The organism is Mycolicibacterium tusciae, from assembly GCF_002086795.1.
Lineage (GTDB): Bacteria > Actinomycetota > Actinomycetes > Mycobacteriales > Mycobacteriaceae > Mycobacterium > Mycobacterium tusciae.
On the sequence record NZ_MVIM01000010.1, the window covers coordinates 1 to 23,747 of the forward strand.

Here is a 23,747-nt window from a genome sequence, read left to right on the forward strand (position 1 = left end):
CCGGAAGCTAAGCCTGCCAGCGCCGATGATACTACCCAACCCGGGTGGAAAAGTAGGACACCGCCGAACACAAATTAGGATCACCCCCCACAATTGCGTGGGGGGTGATTCTATTTGCGACAATTGATTTCGAATTCTCAATAGTCGCGTGATCGGGTAGAAAGGCATACGTGGCTCACGACGGAAACGGCGACAACCGCGGGCGCGACCCTCGGTCTTCACCGCCGCGCTCATCGGGTCCCAACCGGGCCCGCCGCGCCCAACCGCGGTCCGAGGCGCGGGAAACGCCGCGGGACGACGGCCCGCCGATTCCCGCCGACATCGAAGCCAAACAGCTGGCACCCGAAATCCGCGGCGAACTCACGACTTTGGATAAGAGCACCGCCGATACGGTCGCGCGACATCTCATCGCCGCCGGCCTGCTGCTCGACGAGGATCCCGAAACCGCCCTGGCTCACGCACGCGCGGCACGCGCCCGTTCTGGTCGCATCGCCGCGGTCCGTGAAGCCGTCGGAATCGCCGCCTATCAATGTGGCGACTGGGCCCAGGCGTTGGCTGAACTGCGCGCGGCCCGCCGCATGGGCAGCAAGTCGGCCCTGCTCCCGCTCATCGCCGACTGTGAACGCGGTGTCGGACGTCCAGAAAAGGCCATCGAACTCGCCCGCAGCCCCGAGGCCGCAGAACTCACCGGTGACGACGCCGACGAGATGCGCATCGTCGCCGCCGGTGCCCGTTCGGACCTCGGTCAACATGAACAGGCGATCGCCATTCTGTCTGCGCCGCAGCTGGATCGGACGCGAAAGGGTCAGACCGCCGCGCGGCTCTTCTACGTGTACGCCGAGACGTTGCTGGCGCTCGGCCGAAACGAGGAAGCGCTGCAATGGTTCATCAGCGCCGCGGCCGCGGACGTCGAGGGACTGACCGACGCCGAAGACCGGATCACGGAGCTGAGCTGACGTGAGCGCCCTTGTGCAGGACCATGACTGCCTGCTGCTCGACCTTGACGGAACGGTGTTCCGCGGGCACGAAGCCACCGAAGGCGCGGTCGAAACACTCTCGACGGTCAGCTCGCGCACGCTTTACGTCACCAACAATGCGTCGCGCAGCCCGGCCGAGGTGGCCCAGCACCTGCAGGAACTGGGTTTCGCGGCCAAACCAGACGACGTCGTCACCAGTGCGCAGAGCGCGGCGAATCTACTGTCGGCCCAATTGCCGCCCGGCTCAGCGGTTCTCATCGTCGGCACCGACGCGCTGGCCGACGAGGTGCGACGGGCGGGGCTCGAACCGGTGCGGCAGTTCTCCGACGGGCCCGTCGGCGTCGTGCAGGGTCATTCCCCGCAGACCGGCTGGTCTGACCTTGCCGAAGCGGCGTTGGCGATTCGCAACGGTGCACTCTGGGTCGCGGCGAATGTCGATCTGACATTGCCGTCGGAGCGAGGTCTGCTGCCCGGCAACGGATCGATGGTCGCGGCCCTGCGGGCGGCGACCAACCAGGAGCCCCAGGTGGCGGGCAAGCCGCAGCCCACGCTGATGAGCGACGCGTTGGCCCGCGGCACGTTCTCCGCGCCGCTGGTCGTCGGGGACCGCCTCGATACCGACATCGCCGGGGCCAAGGCGGCCGACCTGCCGAGTCTCATGGTCCTGACCGGTGTCAGCACAGCCGGGGACATGATCCGGGCGGGGGCCTCGGAGCGGCCCGACTACCTGGCGGCCGACCTGCGCTCGCTGTACGCCCGCGCCGACATTCTGCGCGTCGAACCGCATCCCGCGTGGCGCATCGACATCGGCGCATCCGACGTGGTTGTCCATGCCACCGGGCAGGACCGCGGCGACGCACTGTCGGTCGTCCGTGCGACTGCCAGCGCAGTCTGGGATGCGAACCTCGACGGCCGTCCCTTCACGATTTCGGCGGGGGACGACACCGCGCGACAGGCCCTGGAGCCATGGTCCGTGCTCACCCCCGCCGATCGGCTAGCGTGAACAACGACATGAGTACCGACCCGGACCAAATTCGCGCCCAGATCGCGGAGCTGCTGGCTGACCTGCCCGACCCCGCGCAGGAGGGAGTCGAGATCGCCGACTCCGAGATCGACGTCATCGCCGCGCGCCTCGAGGAGGCGCACGAGCTGCTGGTCCACGCGCTCGAATCGGTCGAGAAGGGCTGACCCTCTCGTGGCACGGCGGGCACGTGTTGACGCCGAGCTGGTGCGACGCGGCCTGGCCCGCTCCCGCCAGCAGGCAGCCGAGCTGATCGGCGCGGGGCGCGTCAGCATCGACGGCATGCCCGCCGCCAAGCCCGCCACCGCCATCGCGATCAGCGCCGCACTCACGGTCGACGACTCCGGCGAACGCGCCTGGGTATCGCGCGGCGCCCACAAATTGATCGGCGCACTCGACACCTTCGAGATCGACGTCGACGGCCGCCGGTGCCTGGACGCCGGCGCCTCCACCGGTGGGTTTACCGAAGTCTTGCTCGATCGCGGCGCCCGCGAGGTCGTCGGCGTCGACGTCGGCTACGGACAGCTCGCCTGGTCGCTGCGCAACGATGCACGCGTCACCGTCATGGAGCGCACCAACGTGCGTGAACTCACCGCCGACGCCATCGGTGGCCAGGTCGACCTGGTGGTCGCCGACCTGTCGTTCATCTCGCTGTCAACAGTGCTCCCGGCACTGACGTCGTGCGCCAAAGCCGACGCCGATATCGTTCCCATGGTGAAGCCGCAATTCGAGGTCGGCAAGGATCGCGTGGGCGCCGGCGGCGTCGTCGCAGATCCCCAATTGCGTGCCGAAGCGGTGCTCAGCGTCGCCGGCCGCGCTGCCGCACTGCAGTGGCACACCGTGGCCGTCACCGCCAGCCCGCTGCCCGGTCCTTCCGGCAACGTCGAATACTTCTTGCGACTGCGACAGCGGACCGACGATCCACTGCAGGGGGAGTCGCTCGAACAGGCGGTGCTCCAAGCCGTGGCCGGGGGTCCGCAATGAGTGCCGAACGCAACATCCTGCTGGTCGTGCACACGGGTCGCGACGAGGCCACCGACGTCGCGCGCCGCGTTCATAAAGTACTCGGCGACAACGGGATTCGATTGAGAGTGCTGTCTGCGGAGGCTGTGGACCGCGCACCGGAACACCTGTCGCCCGACGACGCGCGGGCCCTCGGATCCGGAATCGAGGTCGTCGACGCCGAAGAGGGGGTCGCCGAAGGCTGCGAACTGGTTCTCGTCCTCGGTGGCGACGGTAGTTTCCTGCGCGGAGCCGAGCTGGCTCGCAACGTCGAAATCCCGGTTCTGGGTGTGAATCTGGGGCGCATCGGCTTTCTCGCCGAGGCTGAAGCCGAGAACATCGACTCCGTGCTCGACCACCTCATCAAGCGTGACTACCGCGTCGAGGAGCGGATGACGCTCGACGTCGTCGTGCGCGCCGAGGGCGAGATCATCGACCGCGGTTGGGCACTCAACGAAGCCAGCCTCGAGAAGGGGCCGCGGCTGGGCGTGCTCGGTGCCGTACTCGAAGTCGACGGACGTCCCGTGTCGGCATTCGGATGTGACGGCGTGCTCGTCGCGACGCCCACTGGATCGACGGCGTGGGCCTTCTCCGCGGGCGGGCCGATCGTGTGGCCCGATCTGGAGGCAATTCTGGTGGTGCCCAACAACGCTCATGCGCTGTTCGCCCGACCGATGGTCACCAGCCCCGACGCGTCCATCGCGATCGAGGTCGAGGCGACTGGCCACGACGCGTTGGTGTTCTGTGACGGCCGTCGAGAGATGGTGGTACCTGCGGGTGGCCGGCTGGAAGTGACCCGCTGTGGTACACCGCTGAAATGGGTGCGCCTGGACAGCGCGCCCTTCACTGACCGCCTGGTGCGCAAGTTCCGGTTGCCGGTCACAGGGTGGCGCGGGCAGTAGTGCTATCCGAGATACGCATCGAGTCGCTCGGCGCGATCAGCACCGCGACCGCCGAGTTCGGTCGCGGTCTCACCGTGCTCACCGGCGAGACGGGCACGGGCAAGACCATGGTGGTCACCAGTCTGCACCTGCTCGGCGGTGCGCGCGCGGATGCCACGCGGGTGCGGTCGGGTGCGCCCCGCGCTGTCGTCGAGGGCCGGTTCACGACAAGTGAACTGGGAGAAGACGTTACGGCCCAGATCGACGAGATCCTCGATTCCTCGGGGGCCGAGCGTGACGACGATGGCAGTGTCATCGCTGCCCGCTCCGTCGCTCGTGACGGCCCGTCGCGGGCCTTCCTCGGCGGACGCAGTGTGCCCGCGAAATCGCTGGGAACCTTCACCACCGAACTGCTCACCTTGCACGGTCAGAACGATCAGCTGCGGCTGATGCGCCCCGACGAGCAACGCGGGGCACTGGACCGTTTCGTCGACATCGAGAAGCCGCTCAAGCGGTACCAGAAGCTGCGCGAAGAGTGGCTGGCTGCGCGCCGCGACCTCGTCGACCGCACGCAGCGGGCGCGCGAACTCGCCCAAGAAGCCGACCAGCTCAAGTTCGCGCTGAACGAGATTCACACCGTTGCACCGCAACCCGGTGAGGACCACGAGCTCGTCGCTGACATCCAGCGGCTGTCGGAACTGGACGCGGTCCGGGAAGCGGCGCAGACCGCACGGGCGGCGCTGACCGGCGACGACGATCCGTCGCCCGAAACCGTGTCCGCGTTCGGCGCTGCGGGACAGGCGAAGTCGGCATTGGAGGCGACTGAGGATACGACGCTGCGGGCGCTGGGCACACAACTCGACGGTGCCCTTGCGGTGATCGGCGACGTGGCAAGCGAACTCGGCGATTATCTGGCGGCGCTGCCCAGTGACGCCAGCACCCTGGAAGCGAAGTTGCTGCGGCAGAGCGAGCTGCGCACGCTGACGCGCAAGTACGCTGCCGACATCGACGGTGTGCTGCAGTGGGCGCACCAGTCTCGGGAGCGGCTGACGCAGCTCGACGTGTCCGAGGAGGCGCTCGCCGATCTGGAACGTCAGGTCCGCGCTCTGCACGACGAGGTCGTCGTCGCCGCCAACGACCTCACCAAGGCGCGGACCAAAGCGGCCAAGGGGCTGTCCAAGGCGGTGACCGCCGAACTGTCGGGGCTGGCGATGGCCGACGCCGAGTTCACGGTGTCGGTGGCGCCGCTGGCCGCACGCGTCGATGACACCGCACCACTGACCGTGTCCCCGGGTGTGACGGCTCACGCAGGCCAGTACGGCGTCGACGCCGTCGAGTTCGGCTTCGCCGCGCACCGCGGCATGGATGTGCTTCCACTGAACAAGAGCGCGTCCGGCGGTGAGCTGTCGCGCGTCATGCTCGCGCTCGAGGTCGTGCTGGCCGCTTCGACCGAGGGCACGACGATGGTCTTCGACGAGGTGGACGCGGGAGTGGGTGGGCGGGCGGCGGTGCAGATAGGGCGTCGACTGTCCCGGTTGGCCAGAACGCACCAGGTCATCGTCGTCACTCACCTGCCGCAGGTGGCCGCCTACGCCGACGTACACCTGATGGTTTCCAGCGGCGGAAAGGGCAAGGCCAGCGGCGTGCATCGGTTGGACGACGACGACCGCGTGGCCGAACTCGCGCGGATGCTGGCGGGCCTTGGCGAATCCGACAGCGGCCGCGCGCATGCCCGTGAACTACTGGAGGCGGCGCAGCAAGACAGAGGCGATAGCGGCTAGGGATCAGTCCCCGAGAACGGTGTCGAGCAATGCGCCGATGAACTCGGCATCGGCTACGTCAGCCGTCATCAGTCGTCGGTAGAACACCGCGCCGGACAGCGCCGCGGAGGCGGCCTCAGCATCGACGCGTGCCGGGAACTGCCCATCGGTTACTCCTGCCGCGATGGCGTCGGTCAGGCGATGGCGCCGCTGAGCCGAATAGCGGTGAAAGAACTCGCGAATGGCCGGTTCGTTTTCCGTCGCTTGAATCAGGGCGGGGATACACGCTGCCACCGGCGAGTCGTTGAGTGCGCGGGCCAGATGGCTCAGCAGCAACTCGACGCGTTGCCGGGCCGTGCCGGCGACGAGTTCGCGGTCGGGGTTCGGTTGCACATTGAGGGTCTCCAGCGCATCGGCGATCAACGCGGCCTTATCGGGCCAGTGCCGGTACAGCGTGCTGCGTCCGACTCGCGCTCGCGCAGCCACCGACTCCATCCGGAAGCCCGCGTATCCCGTCTCCGCGAACTCTTCGAGCGCGGCCCGGCATATCACCCGTCGCGAGTGGCCGACGCGCGGATCGGGCTGCGATCTTTGGGACATATGTGTATCATAAACCCTAGGAGGTGCACAGATGAATAAGATCAGCGTTCGCTACATCGTCGATGATGTCGATGCTGCGGTGGACTTCTACACATCCGTATTCCAGTTCGAGGTCGCGATGCGGCCTGCGCCGGGGTTTGCGATGCTCAACCGCGGAGAGTTGCGGCTCCTGCTCAACTCGCCCGGGGCCGGCGGCGCCGGCCAGACGCTCGCCGATGGCAGTCGACCAGAACCGGGTGGCTGGAACCGATTTCAGCTTCAAGTCGACGATCTCGATGAGGCGGTCGCCGAAATGCGAAAGGTCGGCGCGGACTTGAGGATCGATGTGATCGACGGCAGAGGCGGACGGCAGGCGCTCGTGCCGGACCCGGCGGGCAACCTTGTCGAGGTGTTCCAGCCGTACGCCTAATTGTGTTGCAGTTGTGACTGAAGTGAACTCTGAGGCGCATGTTACGGCGCGCCTCCGACAGAGACGCCGCGGCTATCGACAGAATCGCCGCATGAAGATGTCAGCGCTGCTATCCCGCAATGCCAGCTCTCGCCCGGGCATCACCGGCACAGCCCGCGTCGACCGCGACATCGATCGATTGCTGAGACGCATCAACCCCGGGGACATCGTCGTCCTCGACGCCCTCGATCTGGACCGGATCACCGCGGACGCTCTCGTCGAGGCCGGCGTCACCGCGGTCGTCAACGCGTCGCCGTCGATCTCCGGGCGGTACCCCAATCTCGGTCCCGAGGTGCTGGTCGCCAACGGTGTCACCCTGATCGACGACACCGGCGACGAGGTCTTCAAGAAGGTCAAGGACGGCGCGCGGGTGCGCCTGCACGAGGGCGGCGTCTACTCCGGTGACCGTCGCCTGATCCTCGGCGCCGAGCGCTCCGACCACGAAATCCATGAGCTGATGCACGAGGCCAAGAGCGGGCTGGTGGCACACCTGGAGGCCTTCGCGGGCAACACCATCGAGTTCATCCGCAGCGAGAGCCCGCTGCTGATCGACGGCATCGGCATCCCCGACATCGACGTCGACATGAACCGCCGCCACGTCGTCATCGTGGCCGAGGAGCCGAGTTCGGCTGCCGACCTGAAGGCCCTCAAGCCATTCATCAAGGAGTACCAACCGGTGCTGGTGGGTGTCGGCACCGGAGCCGACGTGCTGCGCAAGGCCGGCTACCGTCCGCAGCTCATCGTCGGTGACCCGGACCGGATCAGCGCCGACGCGCTGCGTTGCGGCGCGCAGGTCGTGCTGCCCGCCGACGCCGACGGGCACGCCGCGGGTCTCGAGCGGATTCAGGACCTCGGTGTCGGGGCAATGACGTTCCCCGCTGCCGGATCGGCCGCCGACCTCGCGCTGCTGCTGTGTGATCACCACGGCGCCTCGCTGATCGTGACCGCGGGCCACCGCGCAAGCATCGAGGAGTTCTTCGACCGGTCGCGCCAGCAGAGCAACCCGTCGACCTTCCTCACGCGCCTGAAGGTGGGGGAGAAGCTGGTCGACGCCAGGGCCGTCGCCACGCTGTATCGCAGCCGGGTCTCCGGCGGGGCCATCGCATTGCTCGTCCTTGCCATGCTTGTCGCGGTGATCGTCGCGCTGTGGGTGTCCCGAGCCGATACTGCGCTGGTCGATTGGGTCGTCGACTACTGGAACCGGTTCGCGCTCTGGGTTCAGGGCTGGGTCACCTAGGGGATGAAATGATTTCCCTGCGCTCACACGCGATCTCACTCGCAGCGGTGTTCCTTGCGTTGGCCATCGGGGTCGCGCTGGGATCCGGCTTGCTCTCCGACACGGTGTTGTCGGGCCTGCGTGCCGACAAGGCCGAACTCCAGGACCAGATCAACGCGCTCACCGATGACAAGAACGCCATCAACGAAAAGCTGAGCGCAGCAGGGGAATTCGATTCCCAAATGGCGCCCCGAATCTTGCGGGACTCACTCAAGGGAAAGTCGGTGGTGATTTTCCGTACGCCGGACGCGGCACAGGACGACGTCGAGGGACTGGCGCGCCTGGTGTCCGAGGCCGGCGGAACCGTCGCCGGGACCGTGGGCCTGACACCCGAATTCGTCAACGCCCATTCGTCCGAGAAACTGCTGTCGGTGGTCAACTCGCCGATCGTGCCCGCGGGGAAACAGCTGAGCACCACGTCGGTCGATCAGGGCTCACAGGCCGGTGATCTGCTCGGCATCAGCCTGCTGATCAACAGGGACCCGAAGGTGTCCGTCGTCGACGACATGCAGCGCGACACCGTGCTGGCGACGCTGCGCGACACCGGCTTCATCACCTACGGCACCGAGCGCATCGGCCCGGCCGACACCGCACTGATCGTGACGGGCGGCGCGCTGCCCGAGGACGCGGGGAACCAGGGCTCCACGGTCGCCAGGTTCGCGGCTGGGATGGCTCCGCACGGCTCCGGCACGGTGCTGGCCGGACGCGACGGGTCGGCCTCCGGTACCGCCGCGGTGGCCGTGGCGAGGTCGGATGCCTCGCTGGGCACCGCCGTCAGCACCATCGACGACATCGATTCGGAGTCCGGCCGGATCACCTCCGTGCTGGCCCTCGGCGACCTGATCGCCGGCGGCAAGCCCGGCCAGTACGGCATTGGCCAGGGCGCCGCATCGGTAACCATCCCGCAATAATCTGCCGGCGGCGCGTCAGCGACGGCTTGTCGGCGTCGGTGTTAGGGTTGGGTTCCGTGGGTCGGCAGGCCCCAGCTATTCACAGCGAGCCCCTGCCGCGTTGTCACGGAGGTTGCTCTTGCCAGCACTACGCAAGCACCCGCAGGCCCCCACGAAACACATGTTCGTCACCGGCGGTGTGGTTTCCTCCCTCGGTAAAGGCCTGACCGCATCCAGCCTCGGACAGTTGCTGACGGCGCGCGGCCTGCAGGTGACGATGCAGAAGCTGGACCCCTACCTCAACGTCGACCCCGGAACCATGAACCCCTTCCAGCACGGCGAGGTCTTCGTGACCGAGGACGGTGCCGAGACCGACCTCGACGTCGGCCATTACGAGCGGTTCCTCGATCGCAACCTGTACGGGTCGGCGAATGTCACGACGGGGCAAGTCTATTCATCGGTGATCGCCAAGGAGCGCCGCGGCGAGTACCTCGGTGACACCGTGCAGGTGATTCCCCACATCACCGACGAGATCAAGCGGCGCATCCTGGCGATGGCCGACCCGGATCCCGCCGGGCACCGTCCCGACGTGGTGATCACCGAGATCGGCGGCACCGTCGGCGACATCGAATCGCTGCCGTTTCTGGAGGCCGCCCGCCAGGTGCGCCACGAGGTCGGCCGCGAGAACTGCTTCTTTCTGCACTGCTCGCTGGTGCCGTTCATGGCGCCGTCCGGCGAATTGAAGACCAAGCCGACGCAGCACTCGGTGGCCGCACTGCGCAGCATCGGCATCAGCCCCGACGCGTTGATTCTGCGGTGCGACCGCGACGTGCCCGAACCGTTGAAGAACAAGATCGCGCTGATGTGCGACGTGGACATCGACGGTGTCATCTCCACGCCGGACGCCCCGTCGATATACGACATTCCCAAGGTGCTGCACCGCGAGGAACTGGACGCTTATGTGGTGCGCCGGCTGAACCTGCCCTTCCGCGACGTCGACTGGACGCAGTGGAACGACTTGCTGCACCGCGTGCACGAACCGCGCGAGACGGTGCGAATCGCATTGGTGGGCAAGTACATCGATCTGTCCGACGCCTACCTGTCGGTCGCCGAGGCGTTGCGGGCGGGCGGCTTCGCCCACCACGCCAAGGTGGAGATGCGTTGGGTCGCCTCCGACGACTGTGAATCCGATGGCGGTGCGGCCGCTGCACTCGGAGATGTCCACGGCATCTTGATTCCGGGCGGTTTCGGCATCCGCGGCATCGAGGGCAAGATCGGCGCCATCCAGTACGCGCGCAAACGGGGGCTGCCGGTCTTCGGGTTGTGCCTCGGATTGCAGTGCATCGTCATCGAGGCGGCGCGCTCCGTGGGCATCACCGAGGCCAACTCGGCGGAGTTCGATCCGAAGACTCCCGACCCCGTCATCTCCACGATGGCCGACCAGCGCGATGCCGTTGCCGGCGAGGCCGACCTCGGCGGCACCATGCGCCTCGGTGCGTATCCGGCGGTGCTGGAGCCGAATTCGATTGTGGCGCAGGCCTACGGTGCTCGCGAGGTGTCCGAACGGCATCGGCACCGGTACGAGGTCAACAACTCGTATCGTGACCGGATCGCCGAGAGCGGACTGCGGTTCAGCGGGACGTCGCCGGACGGTCACCTCGTCGAGTTCGTCGAGTACGGCGTCGACGTGCATCCGTTCATCGTCGGCACCCAGGCGCACCCGGAGCTGAAGAGCAGGCCGACGCGGCCGCATCCGCTGTTCGTCGCGTTCGTCGGCGCGGCGCTGGACTACAAGGCCGAGGAGCGACTTCCCGGGATGGAGATTCCGGAGCACGCGAACGGATCGGAGCACGCCGACGAGGTCGGACAACAGTTGCGCGATACCGAGTTGCAAAAAACGGAAGCTCGTGGCTGAACACGATTTCGAGACCGTTGACTCCGAAATCCTCTACGTCGGGAGCATTTTCGCACTACGCGCCGATCAAGTGCGCATGCCCGGCGGCAACATCGCCAAACGCGAAGTCGTCGAGCACTACGGGGCGGTCGGCATCGTCGCGCTCGACGACGAGAACAACGTCGCGATGGTCTACCAGTATCGGCACCCGATCGGCCGTCGGTTGTGGGAGCTGCCCGCGGGCCTGCTGGATCTGGGTGGCGAGGCGCCCCAGCTGACCGCGGCGCGGGAGCTGGCGGAGGAGGCGGGCCTCGCCGCGTCGGATTGGCGTGTTCTTGCCGATCTCGTGTCGACGCCGGGCTTCACCGACGAGAGCGTGCGCGTCTATCTGGCGACCGGGCTAACCAATGTCGGACGGCCCGAGGCCCACGACGAGGAAGCCGATCTGCAGCTGAAGTGGTTCCCGCTGGTTGAGGCGGTGCGGATGGTGTTCGCCGGCGAGATCGTCAATTCGCTTGCGGTGGCGGGCATCCTGGCCGCACACGCGATGCCGAACACGGGTGAGCTGCGGCCCGTTGACGCGCCGTGGATTGACCGCCCGCACAGGCTGGCGGAACGCAAGGCCGCGCAATGACGACCTTTCGCCCCGCCCTCGATGACCAGCTCCAGGGCTACCTCGACCACCTGACCATCGAGCGCGGCGTCGCCGCCAACACCCTGAGCTCCTACCGCCGAGATCTGCGGCGCTACTCCGACCATCTGACCCTGCGCGGCATCGACGACCTGGCGAAGGTGACCGAGTCTGACGTCAGCGACTTCTTGGTCGCGCTGCGCCGTGGCGATCCCGACGCCGGAACTGTCCCGCTGTCCGCGGTTTCGGCCGCACGAGCGCTGATCGCGGTCCGCGGGCTGCACCGCTTCGCAGAGGCCGAGGGTCTCACCGCGCTGAACGTGGCGGCGGCCGTCAAACCGCCGACGCCGAGCCGACGGCTGCCCAAGAGCCTGTCGATCGACGAGGTGCTCGCCCTGCTGGACGGCGCCGGCGGTGACAGTGCGGCTGACGGCCCGCTCACGCTGCGTAACCGGGCACTGCTGGAACTGCTCTACTCGACCGGGGCGCGCATCTCGGAGGCCGTCGGCCTTGACGTGGACGACATCGACACGCAGGCACGGTCGGTGCTGCTGCGCGGCAAGGGCGGCAAGCAACGTCTGGTGCCCGTCGGCCGGCCAGCTGTCACGGCGTTGGACGCCTACCTCGTGCGCGGACGGCCGGAGCTGGCCCGCCGCGGACGCGGAACCCCGGCGATCTTCCTCAACGCCAGGGGCGGACGGCTTTCACGTCAGAGTGCGTGGCAGGTGCTTCAGGACGCCGCCGGACGGGCGGGCATCACGTCGGCGGTGTCGCCGCACGTGCTGCGGCACTCGTTCGCCACGCACCTGCTCGACGGCGGCGCCGACGTCCGCGTCGTGCAGGAGTTGCTCGGCCACGCGTCGGTTACCACGACGCAGATCTACACGATGGTCACGGTGACGGCGCTGCGCGAGGTGTGGGCGGGCGCGCACCCGCGGGCGCACTGAGGTCGGGCTAGCCCAGGTACTCCGACTCGAGCACGAGGTCGGGGGCGAGCGTCTGATATTCGCCGTGCGTCTTGTGCTCGACCGTGGCGAACAGCTTGCCCTGCTGCTCGCGCATGTACTCGCGGTACTTCGGGGAGCCCGGGATCAGCATGTTGTCGGCGACCACGATGGATCCCTTGTGCAGCCAGCCGCGGTCCAGGATGGCCTGCAGGTCGGGCAGGTAGGCGGCCTTGTCGTGGTCGACGAACAGCAGATCCAGCGATCCTGTGGTGAAGCCGTGCTCGCCGGCAAGCGCGTCGAGTGTCTTACCGCCGTCACCGATCGTGCCGACCACACACGTCACCCGGTCGGCGATTCCGGCGTGCTCCCAGATACGTTGTGCCACCCCGGCATTGGCGGCGGAAAGCTCGACGGAGAACACCTTGGCTCCCGGCGCCGCGCGGGCGATCCGCAGCGAGCCGTAGCCGCAGTAGGTGCCGAGCTCGAGTGCCAACCTGGCGTCGGCGCGGCGCACGGCGGCGTCGAGCAGCTCGCCCTTCTCGTCCCCGATGTTGATCAGGAACGACTTCTCGTAGGCGAACTCGTCGATCTTGGCGATCGCGTCGTCGATGTCGCCGCGGCGGGCATTGGCCACCACGTAGTCGACGGCGGCCTGTTCGCGTCCGTCGCCGATCTGACCGGTCTTGGTGATGTTGCGGGACCCGACCGCCAGCCGCAGGAACGACCAACGCAGGAAGGGGATGCGGCGCTTGAGGCTCACGTGGACCAGCCTAGGCGGGATGTCGGGGAAAAAGTTGCCTGCGGGTCTGGCAGACCAGGCAGTCACCTCCCGTTAAACTTGCCCGGATGTCCGCCATGCCTACGTCTTGCCTGACCAGCGACGGTCGGCATGGCTGACGACGACGAAGTCGCCGGCCTCGGCTTGACCGGCCGTCCACCGCGAACCATCCCCATACCCGAACCGAGGACCTCGCACGGTCCGGCCAAGGTCATCGCGATGTGCAACCAGAAGGGCGGGGTGGGCAAGACCACGTCGACCATCAACCTCGGCGCCAGCCTCGCCGAGTACGGGCGCCGCGTGCTCCTGGTCGACCTGGATCCGCAGGGCGCGCTGTCGGCGGGCCTGGGCGTGCCGCACTACGAACTCGAGCACACGGTCCACAACCTGCTGATCGAACCGCGGGTGTCGATCGACGACGTGCTGATCAACACCCGCGTCAAGAATCTCGACCTCGTGCCGAGCAATATCGACCTATCGGCCGCCGAGATCCAATTGGTCAACGAGGTGGGCCGCGAACAGTCGTTGGCCCGCGCGCTCTACCCGGTGCTGGACCGTTACGACTACGTCCTGATCGACTGCCAGCCGTCGCTGGGTCTGCTCACCGTCAACGGGTTGGCGTGCAGTGACGTGGTGATCATCCCGACGGAGTGCGAGTTCTTCTCACTGCGCGGGCTGGCGCTACTGACCGATACCGTCGACAAGGTGCACGACCGGCTGAACCCGAAGCTGTCCATCGGCGGCATCCTGATCACCCGATACGACCCGCGCACCGTGAACTCGCGCGAAGTCATGGCCCGAGTTCTCGAAAGATTCGGCGACCTGGTGTTCGACACCGTCATCACCCGTACGGTGCGCTTCCCCGAAACCAGTGTCGCCGGTGAACCCATCACCTCGTGGGCGCCGAAATCCGTTGGTGCTGAGGCATATCGGTCATTGGCGCGCGAGGTCATCGACCGGTTCGGCGCGTGATCGAAGCGGTGACCGAGGCCGGAACCGACGACACTGCGACACCAGATGCCGACCGGTCGCAGCAGGCGGGCTTTCAGGTTCGGCTGAGCAATTTCGAAGGCCCGTTCGACCTGCTGTTGCAGCTGATCTTCGCGCATCGCCTCGACGTCACCGAGGTGGCGCTGCACCAGGTGACCGACGACTTCATCGTGTACACCAAGGAAATCGGCGTCCAGCTCGAGCTGGAAGAGACGACGACGTTCCTGGTGATCGCGGCCACGCTGCTGGACCTCAAGGCGGCCCGGCTGCTGCCGGCTGGGGAGGTGCACGACGAGGACGATCTGGCGCTGCTCGAGGTCCGTGACCTGCTGTTCGCCCGGCTGCTCCAGTACCGGGCGTTCAAGCACGTCGCGGAGATGTTCGCCGAACTCGAGTCCGCGGCGCTGCGCAGCTATCCGCGGGCGGTGGCGCTGGAAGAGGGCTTTCAGGAGCTGTTGCCCGAGGTGATGATCGGCGTCGACGCCGAGACGTTCGCCCAGATCGCGGCGGCGGCGCTCACCCCGCGGCCGGTGCCGACCGTCGCGCTCGAGCACCTGCACCAGGTGGGGGTATCGGTGCCCGAGCAGGTCAGTAACCTGATGGCGCTGCTGGAGGGCCGCGGCGTCGGACAGTGGGCGTCGTTCCGCGACCTGGTGGCCGACTGTGCGGCACCGATAGAGATCGTCGGCCGCTTCCTGGCGCTGCTCGAGCTGTACCGGGCCAAGGCAGTAGCATTCGAACAACCAGAACCGCTTGGTGCGCTCCAGATTTCGTGGACCGGCGAACGGCCTACCCATCAACACCTGGCGGTGGAAGAAGACCACTATGACGGATAACACTCCGACCGACGTCGCGACCGACACGCCCGTCGAGACGGACCTCGATGAGGGGTTGGATCTCGGCATCGATGTGGCCAACGCGCCGGAGTTGGAGGATTCGGAGCTCGGGTCGGTGCTGGAGGCGCTGCTGCTGGTGGTGGACACGCCGGTGACGATCGAGCAGCTCGCCGCCGCGACCGAGCAGCCCGCCTACCGGGTTGGGGCCAAGCTGCAGGCGATGGCCGGGGAACTGCGCGACCGCGAAAGCGGGATCGATCTGCGCGAGGCAGGCGGTGGTTGGCGGATGTACACGCGCGCGCGGTTCGCGCCCTACGTGGAGCGGCTGCTGCTCGATGGCGCGCGATCCAAGTTGACGCGCGCCGCGCTCGAGACACTGGCCGTGGTGGCCTACCGCCAGCCGGTGACGCGCGCGCGGGTCAGCGCGGTGCGCGGCGTCAACGTCGACGCGGTCATCCGGACGCTCCTCGCGCGTGGACTGGTCACCGAGGCGGGCGTCGACCCCGACTCGGGCGCGGTGACGTTCGCGACCACCGAACTGTTCCTGGAGCGGCTCGGCTTGACCTCGTTGGCCGACCTTCCGGACATTGCGCCGCTGTTGCCCGACGTCGACGTGATCGACGACCTGAGCGAAACACTGGACGAGGAGCCGCGTTTCATGAAGCTCAGCGGTGCGCCTGCGGCCCAGGCGCCGACGAATTTCGATTTGGACAAAGACGCGGATGGCTGAATCTGAGGGCGTGCGCTTACAGAAAGTGTTGTCGCAGGCCGGAATTGCATCGCGCCGGGTCGCCGAGAAGATGATCCTCGACGGGCGGGTCGAGGTCGACGATCGGATCGTGACCGAACTGGGCACCCGCGTGGATCCCGACGTCTCGGTGATCCGGGTCGACGGCGCCCGGGTCACCGTCGACGACACCTTGGTTCACCTGGCGATCAACAAGCCCAAGGGCATGCACTCGACGATGTCCGACGACCGGGGGCGCCCGTGCGTGGGCGATTTGGTCGAGCACCGGGTTCGCGGTAACAAGAAGCTGTTTCACGTCGGCCGGCTGGACGCCGACACCGAGGGCCTGCTGCTGTTGACCAACGACGGCGAGCTCGCGCACCGCCTGATGCATCCGTCCTACGAAGTGCCCAAGACGTACCTGGCGACGGTGATCGGCACGGTGCCGCGCGGCCTGGGGCGCAAGCTGCGTGACGGGATCGAACTGGACGACGGCCCCGCGCGCGTCGACGACTTCGCCGTCGTGGACACCGTGCCCGGCAAGACGTTGGTGCGGGTCACGTTGCACGAAGGCCGCAAGCGGATCGTGCGTCGGCTGCTTGCGGCCGTCGGTTTCCCGGTGAAAGAGTTGGTGCGCACCGAAATCGGGGCGGTGTCATTGGGGGATCAGCGGCCGGGCACCATCCGGGTGCTGACCCAGAAGGAGCTTGGCACGTTGTACAAGGCGGTGGGGATGTGAGCGGATTGATCATCGCGGTCGACGGTCCTGCCGGCACCGGAAAGTCCTCGGTGTCAAGGGGTTTGGCGCGTGCCCTACGGGCGCGCTACCTGGACACCGGAGCGATGTACCGCATCGTCACCCTGGCCGTCGTGCGAGCCGGTGTCGACTTGGCCGATACGCCTGCGATCGAGGTGGTCGCCGCGGATGTCCCGTTGTCGGTGGGCTACGACCCCGACGAGGACAAGGCTTACCTTGACGCAGAGGATGTTTCGCGGGAGATCCGTGGTGATCAGGTGACGAAGGCGGTGTCCGCGGTATCGGCGGTGCCCGCGGTGCGCGCGCGGCTCGTCGGGCTTCAGCGCGAGCTCGCGGAAGGGCCGGGTAGCGTCGTTGTCGAAGGCCGCGACATCGGGACGGTCGTGCTGCCCAACGCCGATCTCAAGATCTTCCTCACGGCGTCGGCAGAGAAGCGGGCGCGGCGTCGCTACGACCAGAACGTCGCCGCCGGGCGTGAGGATGACTACGAAAGAGTGCTCGCTGACGTGAAGCGCCGGGATCATCTGGATTCGACCCGTCCCGTGTCCCCGCTGCGTGCCGCCGACGACGCGGTGGTGGTCGACACCAGTGACATGACCGAGTCCGAGGTGGTCACGCATCTGACCGAGCTCGCCGAGCAGCGCGCCGGTGCGTCGAAATGAGCGACCCGGATTCGGATGGCACGTGGTCCGACGAGAGTGATTGGGAGCTCGGGGCCGAGGACGTCGCCGAGGCGATCGAGGAGGCCGCGGCGCCGCCACCGGTGGTCGCCGTGGTCGGGCGGCCCAACGTCGGCAAGTCGACACTGGTCAACCGGATTCTGGGCCGTCGCGAGGCGGTGGTGCAGGACGTTCCCGGTGTCACTCGGGACCGGGTCTCCTATGACGCGAACTGGCTCGGACGCCGCTTCGTCGTACAGGACACCGGAGGTTGGGAACCCGACGCCAAGGGCCTGCAACAGCTGGTCGCCGAGCAGGCGTCGGTGGCGATGCGTACCGCCGACGCGATCATCCTCGTGGTCGATGCCGTGGTGGGCGCGACTGCGGCCGACGAGGCCGCGGCGAAACTGCTGCAGCGATCCGGCAAACCAGTCTTCTTGGCGGCCAACAAGGTTGACAGTGAACGCGGCGAAGCCGACGCCGCGGCCCTGTGGTCGCTGGGGCTAGGTGAGCCGCACCCGATCAGCGCGATGCACGGTCGCGGAGTGGCCGACCTGCTCGACAAACTGATCGACGAGCTGCCGACAGTGTCGGAGATTGCCTCGGGCGGGGGAGGACCACGCCGCGTCGCGTTGGTGGGTAAGCCGAACGTCGGCAAGAGCTCGCTGCTGAATCGTCTTGCCGCAGAAGAGCGCTCGGTGGTACACGACGTCGCGGGCACGACCGTCGACCCGGTCGACTCGCTGATCGAGATGGACGGCAAGCTCTGGCGATTCGTCGACACCGCGGGATTGCGTCGCAAGGTGGGGCAGGCCAGCGGGCATGAGTTCTACGCGTCGGTACGCACGCACGGCGCCATCGACGCCGCCGAGGTCGCGATCGTGTTGATCGACGCGTCGGTGCCGCTCACCGAGCAGGACCAGCGCGTGCTGTCGATGGTGATCGAGGCCGGCCGGGCTTTGGTACTGGCGTTCAACAAATGGGACCTGGTCGACGAGGACCGCCGCTATCTCTTGGAAAAGGAGATCGACCGGGAACTGTCGCAGCTGCAGTGGGCGCCGCGGGTCAACATCTCGGCGATGACCGGCCGCGCGGTGCAGAAGCTGGTGCCCGCCCTGGAGACGGCACTGGAATCATGGGACGCCCGCGTGCCCACCGGCCGCTTGAACACGTTCTTCAAGGAGATCGTCGCCGCGACCCCGCCACCGGTGCGCGGCGGTAAGCAGCCGCGGATCCTGTTCGCCACCCAGGCGACGGCTCGGCCGCCGACGTTCGTGCTGTTCACCACCGGGTTCCTCGAGGCCGGATACCGCCGGTTCCTGGAGCGGCGGTTGCGCGAGACGTTCGGATTCGAGGGCAGCCCGATCCGGATCAACGTGCGGGTGCGCGAGAAGCGCGGCTCACGGTCTCGATAGTGGCGAATCGGGCGCGCCTACACCCCCTGAGGGGTCGTTTGCGCGCCGAATTTCCTCAAAATCACGCTGATTCCAACCCTGCTTGGCGTCGTTGTCGCTGGGTAGCCTCGCTACGTGCTTGACCGATGGTGTTGTCCGCGTCTCTGAATACGCGTCCGATGACCCTGGTCGCCCGTTAGGCGACTGACTCGAAAGCAGCCCAGTTCATGCGTTCTCTTCTGATCTTCACCCTGGTCGGCGTCGGCGCGCAACTGGTCGATGGCGCGCTCGGTATGGCCTTCGGCGTCACGGCCTCGACGCTTCTGGTGCTCAGCGGTGTCGCGTCGGCCCAAGCCAGCGCGGCGGTCCATCTCGCCGAGGTGGGCACGACGTTCGCGTCGGGCCTGTCGCACTGGAAATTCAAGAACATCGACTGGTCGATCGTGGCGAAGCTGGGTGTCCCCGGCGCGGTCGGCGCGTTCGTCGGTGCGACCTTGCTGTCGTCGCTGTCGACGGAGGACGCGGCGCCGTTGATGGCGACGATCCTGTTGGCCATCGGTGTCTATGTGCTGGTGCGCTTTTCGCTGCGCACCCCGCCTGCGGTCACCGGCGGAGGGAGCAAGCTCAGCGCGAAGTTCCTCACACCACTGGGGATCTTCGGCGGCTTCATCGACGCGTCAGGTGGTGGCGGTTGGGGCCCGGTGACCACCAGCACGCTGCTCTCCAGCGGTAAGACGGCGCCGCGGACCGTGATCGGCTCGGTGAGCGCCTCGGAGTTCTTGGTCGCGGTGTCGGCGTCACTGGGATTCCTGGTCGGGCTGCGCGAGGAGTTCCTGCACAACCTGCCGATCGTGCTCGGCCTGGCGCTGGGCGGCGTGATCGCCGCACCGTTCGCGGCGTGGTTGGTCAGCCGGGTCAGCCCGGCGCTGCTGGGCACGGCCGTCGGCGGTGTGATCGTGCTGACCAACTCGCAGAAGCTGGTGAAGTACTTCGGCATCGCGTCGCCGTGGTCGACGCTGATCTACACCGGCATCGTGACGGCCTGGGCGTCGTTCGTCTACCTGGCGTGGAGGCTGTCGAAGGCGCCCGCCTTCGTCCCGGAGGAACTCGAGGCCGAGGTCGCCGACGCCGAGCGGGTGGATCCGGTCGACGAGGCGCGCTGATCAGGTAGTGATTCGCGGGCACTAGGCTCGCTCCAGTGCCCGTTCTCGACATGATCCTGATCGCCCTCGCCGGCGTCGGGGCAGGTGCGATCAACGCAGTTGTCGGGTCGGGCACCCTCATCACCTTCCCCACGCTGGTTGCGCTGGGTTATCCACCGGTCACATCGACCATGTCGAACGCCGTCGGCCTGGTGGCCGGCAGTGCGTCGGGAACGTGGGGCTACCGCCGCGAACTGCGCGGGCAGTGGCATCGGCTGCGGTGGCAACTGCCGGCGTCGTTCTTCGGTGCGGGGCTGGGTGCGTGGCTGCTGCTGCATCTGCCCGAGAAGGTGTTCCAGCAGATCGTGCCGGTGCTGCTGATCCTCGCGCTGGTGCTGGTCGTGATCGGGCCGCGCATCCAGGACTGGGCGCGTCGGCGGTCGGAGGCGGCCGGCGAGTCGGCGGAGCACGTGTCGCCGCGGAAGATGGTGATGCTCGTCATCGCGACCTTCGCGGTGGGCATCTACGGCGGGTACTTCACCGCCGCACAGGGAATCCTGCTGATCGCCGCGATGGGCGCGTTGCTTCCCGAGGACATGCAGCGGATGAACGCGGCCAAAAATCTGCTCTCGCTGGTCGTGAATATCGTTGCGGCAGTGGCCTACACGGTCGTCGCGTTCGACCGGATCAGCTGGCTGGCCGCCGGGCTGATCGCGCTCGGGTCGACGATCGGCGGGTTCCTCGGCGCGCACTACGGACGACGGCTGTCGCCCACTGCGCTGCGCGCGTTCATCGTCGTTGTGGGCCTGATCGGGCTGTGGCGGCTGCTGACGATCTAGAAGTGCGTCCGCGCCTTCTCCTGTTCGAGTACCGCGTCGAGATCTTTGAGTCGCTCCATCGATGACACCGCGCGCTGCGTGCGGTTGTTCTTCGCGAGCAGGTCTCGATGGCGGTGCACGAATGCCCAGTAGCCCGCGGTGAACGGGCATGCGTCGTCGCCGAGCCGTTTCTTCGGGTCGTATGCGCAGTCTGCGCAGTGGTCGCTCATCTTGTTGATGTAGGCGCCGCCGGACGCGTAGGGCTTGGTGGCGAGCTTGCCGCCGTCGGCGTGCTGGCTCATGCCGAGGACGTTGGTCGGCATGACCCACCGGAAGCCGTCGACGTAGGCGGTGGCGAACCACTCGGTCAGCTCGCGCGGGTGGTAGCCGCGCTGGAGCGCGTGATTGCCCAGGACCATGAGCCGTTGAATGTGGTGTGTCCATCCGCGGTCGCGGACACCCATCAGGGCATGGCGCAGGCATTCGGCGGTCACGGCGTCGGCGTCCAGGTCGATCCACCAGTCCGGCAGCTTGGCCCGCGCGTCAAGTTTGTTGTTGCGGAGGTAGGCCGGGCCGAAGTGCCAATAGAGGTGCCACATGTATTCGCGCCAGCCGAGGATCTGGCGGATGAAGCCTTCGACGGCGGCCAGCGGAGCCTGCTGTCGACGGTAAGCCTGCTCGGCGGCGTGGACTGCGTCGAGAGGATGCAGGACGCCCAGATTCAAGGGGACGGACAGCAGTGAGTGCGACATCGCCCAGTCCTGGCCCATCATGGCGTCCTCGTAGCGACCGAAGAGTTCGAGGCGGTGGTCGATGAAGCGGGTCAGCGCGCGCTTGGCCTCCGACGGCGTGACGGCAAAGAGGCGTGGGCCGTCGTCGCCGACGGTGTCGATGTCCATGCGGTCGAGATCGCGGCGCACCTGGTCGTCGATGTCGTCCTCGTGAGGGCGGTATGGCTTCGGAGTGCCCAGTGTCGCTTGCTTTTTGGGTGGAGATTCGCGGTTGTCCTCGTCGTAGTTCCAGCGCCCGCCGACGGGATCGGCGCCGTTCATGAGCACGTCGAAGCGGCGGCGCTGGTCGCGGTAGAAGTCCTCCATCCGGAATCTCGTGCGGTTGCCGGCCCACCCGGCGAAGTCGGCGCGGGGGAGTGCGAAAGTCGGGGTGGGCAGGATGTCGGCCACGAGACCGTGCTTCTTGAGGCGGTGGACGAACCGCTCGGCGGCGTGCGAGGTCGGCTCGTGGACGAGGACGGGGCGGCCGAAGCGCTCGAGCGCGTCGGTGTAGGTATCGGCTTTGAGCAGAGTGGCGCGGTCTCCGAGGTCGCGCTCGGCGTGGCGGAGTGCCGACAGGACGAGGTGCAGCTTCTGCCGGTGGTAGCGGCGACGGCGCAGCGCGGAGGAGGCCTCGACGAGCAGAATCTCGCGGTGGGCGTGCTCTCCGCCGTAGACCGCGGGTCCCAACTGGTCGGCGAAGAGCCAGAGCGGCGTGTCATCGTGCGCGGTCACAGGTGGCGAATACCCGGCCCGAGCGATTGCAATTGTGACGGTGCGCTGCGGTAGGCTTTCGATCTGCTGCCGGCGATCCTGGCAGCACCACGGGCTGTGGCGCAGCTTGGTAGCGCACTTGACTGGGGGTCAAGTGGTCGCAGGTTCAAATCCTGTCAGCCCGACAAAAGCGAAAGACCCGCCGGCACAGCCGAGCGGGATTTCTTTTGTCGGGGGACATGAAGCTGGAAGCCGAAGCGCCATCACATGCCGGTCCTGGATCCCGGAGGCCAGTAAACGGCGGCACCGTCAATTAATTGTTTGATGAGGGTTTGTACTGCGGGCATTACGGATACCTAACGGTCATGAACGGCGTCGGGCTACTTGGCGGACGCTACGAACTTCGCGACGTGCTGGGTTTCGGTGCTACGGCCGAAGTGTGTGACGGCTGGGATACTCGCTTGAGCCGCCCCGTGGCTATCAAGCTCCTTCGCCGGGGTCTGAGCTCGCAAGCCGACGTCCGGCAACGGTTCGAAATCGAGGCGCGCGCGGCGGCCGCTCTCAACCAATCAAACATTGTCCGGGTGTATGACATTGGCAACGACAACGAGACTCCGTTTATCGTCATGGAGCGACTGCCGGGCGACACCCTCGGCGACCAGATAGCGCTCGGACCCCTCTCTGAGGCGCAGGTTCGTGCGGCGCTGCGCGACGTGCTCGCGGCTCTTGCCGTCGCGCACGATGCGGGAATGCTGCACCGTGATATCAAGCCCGGTAATTTGTTGATCGCGCCGTCGGGGACCGTCAAAGTTGCCGATTTCGGCATTGTGAAAACCGCTGCGTCTGTCCATACGACGACTGGTCATGTTGTCGGCACGCTGGCGTACATGAGTCCAGACAGGGTTAGCGGCAAGCCTGCATCCGTTGATGACGATCTCTACGCCGTCGGTGTCGTTGGGTATGAGGCGCTGACGGGTCAAAAGCCGTTCTCGCAAGAGGACATAATGCCGCTGGCCCATGCGATCGTCGAGGGCCGTCCGCCGCCATTGAAGGAGTTGCGCCCAGACGTCGATCCGGTGCTTGCCGACGTGATCGAGCGTGCGATGGCAACAGATCCGCTCCGGCGATTCGGTAGCGCCGATGCTATGCGGAGGGCGCTGATCGGAGAAAAGATTGCGCCTGTCAGTACCGTTCCGACAATTGTTCATGGGAGATTGCCGAGGGCATGGAGGGTTCGACGCAAGAGCTCACCGGTGGTGAACGCGGTGTCGGCCGCCTCGGTCAAACGCTCTCCGGGGCGGGCGCTCAAAGTTGGCGGGTCCGGAGTCCTTTTAGGAGCGATGGCACTGGCGGTGCTTGCCTTTTCGTCGAATCCGCCGTCGACGACACCCACGACGGCGCCTGGAAACTTCAGCGTCAGTACCCCTGTGCCTTCCACGATTGTGGTGACAGAAGTTCTTCGGCCGACGGCGCCGACTGTTCCTCCCTCTCCTGTGCCCGTTGTGGTGCTTGTGGAAGCGGAACAGCCCTCGCCAACACGGACGGCCGAGCAAGCGACGCCAACAGAATTACGTCGCACCGGTAGCAGCTCCAGCGGTGGTGGCTCGCGCAGCGGCGGCAGCAGGGATGGTTACGGCAATATCAGCCGCGGCGACGAAAACGGCAACATCAACGGCCCCCGGGCGGCTGGCGATAGAAATACCGGCAACGGAAGCAACGGGAACGCGAACGGAAATTCTGGGAACGGTAAGCGGAGATAGTCGGGCTTTCAAAGTATTTCCAGCCGGTCGGGCTCACTCTCCACCTGCTGCACTTGGCCACGAGTTGGACGTTTG

General features: G+C 66.9%; 24 protein-coding genes and 1 tRNA gene. 22 read left to right on the top strand and 3 right to left on the bottom strand.

Going from position 1 to position 23,747, the window contains the following annotated elements; all coding sequences use genetic code 11:
* The first annotated feature begins 170 nt into the window (after nucleotides 1-170).
* The 6 genes from BST47_RS18550 to recN are packed head-to-tail and all read left to right on the top strand — an operon-like array spanning nucleotide 171 to nucleotide 5,662.
* Nucleotides 171-956, top strand: coding sequence for a tetratricopeptide repeat protein (locus BST47_RS18550; RefSeq protein ID WP_083127114.1), 786 nt, complete (start codon nucleotides 171-173; stop codon nucleotides 954-956).
* Nucleotide 957: 1 nt separating this feature from the next.
* Complete coding sequence (locus BST47_RS18555) at nucleotides 958-1,980, top strand: HAD-IIA family hydrolase (protein ID WP_083127115.1); 1,023 nt, start codon at nucleotides 958-960, stop codon at nucleotides 1,978-1,980.
* Between the two features lie 8 nt (nucleotides 1,981-1,988).
* The gene (locus tag BST47_RS30765) at nucleotides 1,989-2,165 is read left to right on the top strand and encodes a hypothetical protein (protein ID WP_165799820.1); all 177 of its coding nucleotides are present in this window, start codon (nucleotides 1,989-1,991) and stop codon (nucleotides 2,163-2,165) included.
* A 7-nt stretch (nucleotides 2,166-2,172) separates the two neighbouring features.
* On the top strand, nucleotides 2,173-2,982 hold the full coding sequence (locus BST47_RS18565; protein ID WP_083127117.1) for a TlyA family RNA methyltransferase: 810 nt from the start codon (nucleotides 2,173-2,175) through the stop codon (nucleotides 2,980-2,982).
* Nucleotides 2,979-3,902 carry an NAD kinase gene (locus tag BST47_RS18570; RefSeq protein ID WP_083127118.1) on the top strand — a complete coding sequence of 308 codons (924 nt, stop codon included), beginning with the start codon at nucleotides 2,979-2,981 and terminating at the stop codon, nucleotides 3,900-3,902. The genes BST47_RS18565 and BST47_RS18570 overlap by 4 nt, the downstream gene beginning before the upstream one ends.
* Entirely contained in the window at nucleotides 3,902-5,662 is a 1,761-nt protein-coding gene (recN, locus tag BST47_RS18575) for a DNA repair protein RecN (RefSeq protein ID WP_083127119.1), read from the top strand. The genes BST47_RS18570 and recN overlap by 1 nt, the downstream gene beginning before the upstream one ends.
* A 3-nt stretch (nucleotides 5,663-5,665) precedes the next feature.
* Here recN and BST47_RS18580 read toward each other — a convergent pair whose 3' ends face one another.
* Complete coding sequence (locus tag BST47_RS18580; protein ID WP_083127120.1) at nucleotides 5,666-6,241, bottom strand: TetR/AcrR family transcriptional regulator; 576 nt, start codon at nucleotides 6,239-6,241, stop codon at nucleotides 5,666-5,668.
* A 31-nt stretch (nucleotides 6,242-6,272) separates the two neighbouring features.
* Between BST47_RS18580 and BST47_RS18585 the strand changes: the two genes are divergently transcribed.
* The 6 genes from BST47_RS18585 to xerD all read left to right on the top strand — a co-directional run bounded on the left by BST47_RS18585 (nucleotide 6,273) and on the right by xerD (nucleotide 12,327).
* Nucleotides 6,273-6,650 carry a VOC family protein gene (locus BST47_RS18585; protein ID WP_083127121.1) on the top strand — a complete coding sequence of 126 codons (378 nt, stop codon included), beginning with the start codon at nucleotides 6,273-6,275 and terminating at the stop codon, nucleotides 6,648-6,650.
* A 91-nt stretch (nucleotides 6,651-6,741) separates the two neighbouring features.
* The gene (gene steA, locus BST47_RS18590) at nucleotides 6,742-7,926 is read left to right on the top strand and encodes a putative cytokinetic ring protein SteA (RefSeq protein ID WP_083127122.1); all 1,185 of its coding nucleotides are present in this window, start codon (nucleotides 6,742-6,744) and stop codon (nucleotides 7,924-7,926) included.
* An 8-nt stretch (nucleotides 7,927-7,934) separates the two neighbouring features.
* Nucleotides 7,935-8,876, top strand: coding sequence for a copper transporter (locus BST47_RS18595; RefSeq protein ID WP_083127123.1), 942 nt, complete (start codon nucleotides 7,935-7,937; stop codon nucleotides 8,874-8,876).
* Between the two features lie 118 nt (nucleotides 8,877-8,994).
* Nucleotides 8,995-10,770 (top strand): CTP synthase, encoded by a 1,776-nt coding sequence (locus BST47_RS18600; protein ID WP_083127124.1) that lies wholly within the window; start codon nucleotides 8,995-8,997, stop codon nucleotides 10,768-10,770.
* Nucleotides 10,763-11,383 (top strand): NUDIX domain-containing protein, encoded by a 621-nt coding sequence (locus BST47_RS18605; protein WP_083127125.1) that lies wholly within the window; start codon nucleotides 10,763-10,765, stop codon nucleotides 11,381-11,383. Before BST47_RS18600 ends, BST47_RS18605 begins: the two co-directional genes overlap by 8 nt.
* The gene (gene xerD, locus BST47_RS18610; RefSeq protein ID WP_083127126.1) at nucleotides 11,380-12,327 is read left to right on the top strand and encodes a site-specific tyrosine recombinase XerD; all 948 of its coding nucleotides are present in this window, start codon (nucleotides 11,380-11,382) and stop codon (nucleotides 12,325-12,327) included. Before BST47_RS18605 ends, xerD begins: the two co-directional genes overlap by 4 nt.
* 7 nt (nucleotides 12,328-12,334) lie before the next feature.
* On the opposite strand, the gene BST47_RS18615 is transcribed toward xerD, so the two are convergent.
* On the bottom strand, nucleotides 12,335-13,087 hold the full coding sequence (locus BST47_RS18615; RefSeq protein WP_083127127.1) for an O-methyltransferase: 753 nt from the start codon (nucleotides 13,085-13,087) through the stop codon (nucleotides 12,335-12,337).
* A gap of 129 nt (nucleotides 13,088-13,216) precedes the next feature.
* On the opposite strand from BST47_RS18615, the gene BST47_RS18620 reads away from it, so the two are divergent.
* The 8 genes from BST47_RS18620 (at nucleotide 13,217) to BST47_RS18655 (ending at nucleotide 20,449) form a co-directional block, all read left to right on the top strand.
* A complete protein-coding gene (locus tag BST47_RS18620; protein ID WP_083127128.1) occupies nucleotides 13,217-14,077 on the top strand; it encodes a ParA family protein in 861 nt (286 codons plus the stop codon).
* Nucleotides 14,077-14,931 (top strand): segregation/condensation protein A, encoded by an 855-nt coding sequence (locus BST47_RS18625; RefSeq protein ID WP_420094046.1) that lies wholly within the window; start codon nucleotides 14,077-14,079, stop codon nucleotides 14,929-14,931. The genes BST47_RS18620 and BST47_RS18625 overlap by 1 nt, the downstream gene beginning before the upstream one ends.
* Nucleotides 14,921-15,661, top strand: coding sequence for an SMC-Scp complex subunit ScpB (gene scpB, locus BST47_RS18630; RefSeq protein WP_083127129.1), 741 nt, complete (start codon nucleotides 14,921-14,923; stop codon nucleotides 15,659-15,661). The genes BST47_RS18625 and scpB overlap by 11 nt, the downstream gene beginning before the upstream one ends.
* A complete protein-coding gene (locus BST47_RS18635; protein ID WP_083127130.1) occupies nucleotides 15,654-16,397 on the top strand; it encodes a pseudouridine synthase in 744 nt (247 codons plus the stop codon). The genes scpB and BST47_RS18635 overlap by 8 nt, the downstream gene beginning before the upstream one ends.
* Complete coding sequence (gene cmk / locus BST47_RS18640; RefSeq protein WP_083127131.1) at nucleotides 16,394-17,077, top strand: (d)CMP kinase; 684 nt, start codon at nucleotides 16,394-16,396, stop codon at nucleotides 17,075-17,077. The genes BST47_RS18635 and cmk overlap by 4 nt, the downstream gene beginning before the upstream one ends.
* A complete protein-coding gene (der, locus tag BST47_RS18645; RefSeq protein WP_083127132.1) occupies nucleotides 17,074-18,489 on the top strand; it encodes a ribosome biogenesis GTPase Der in 1,416 nt (471 codons plus the stop codon). Before cmk ends, der begins: the two co-directional genes overlap by 4 nt.
* A 206-nt stretch (nucleotides 18,490-18,695) precedes the next feature.
* On the top strand, nucleotides 18,696-19,631 hold the full coding sequence (locus tag BST47_RS18650) for a sulfite exporter TauE/SafE family protein (RefSeq protein WP_083127133.1): 936 nt from the start codon (nucleotides 18,696-18,698) through the stop codon (nucleotides 19,629-19,631).
* 50 nt (nucleotides 19,632-19,681) lie between these two features.
* Nucleotides 19,682-20,449 carry a sulfite exporter TauE/SafE family protein gene (locus BST47_RS18655; protein ID WP_083127275.1) on the top strand — a complete coding sequence of 256 codons (768 nt, stop codon included), beginning with the start codon at nucleotides 19,682-19,684 and terminating at the stop codon, nucleotides 20,447-20,449.
* On the opposite strand, the gene BST47_RS18660 is transcribed toward BST47_RS18655, so the two are convergent.
* Nucleotides 20,446-21,933: a cryptochrome/photolyase family protein gene (locus BST47_RS18660; protein WP_207568639.1), complete on the bottom strand. Its 1,488-nt coding sequence runs from the start codon at nucleotides 21,931-21,933 to the stop codon at nucleotides 20,446-20,448. The two genes, BST47_RS18655 and BST47_RS18660, sit on opposite strands and share 4 nt — an antisense overlap.
* Before the next feature lie 90 nt (nucleotides 21,934-22,023).
* Between BST47_RS18660 and BST47_RS18665 the strand changes: the two genes are divergently transcribed.
* Both BST47_RS18665 and BST47_RS18670 read left to right on the top strand, forming a co-directional pair.
* Nucleotides 22,024-22,097, top strand: a tRNA-Pro gene (locus tag BST47_RS18665).
* A 180-nt stretch (nucleotides 22,098-22,277) separates the two neighbouring features.
* Nucleotides 22,278-23,672 (top strand): serine/threonine-protein kinase, encoded by a 1,395-nt coding sequence (locus BST47_RS18670; RefSeq protein ID WP_083127135.1) that lies wholly within the window; start codon nucleotides 22,278-22,280, stop codon nucleotides 23,670-23,672.
* The last annotated feature ends 75 nt before the right edge of the window (nucleotides 23,673-23,747 follow it).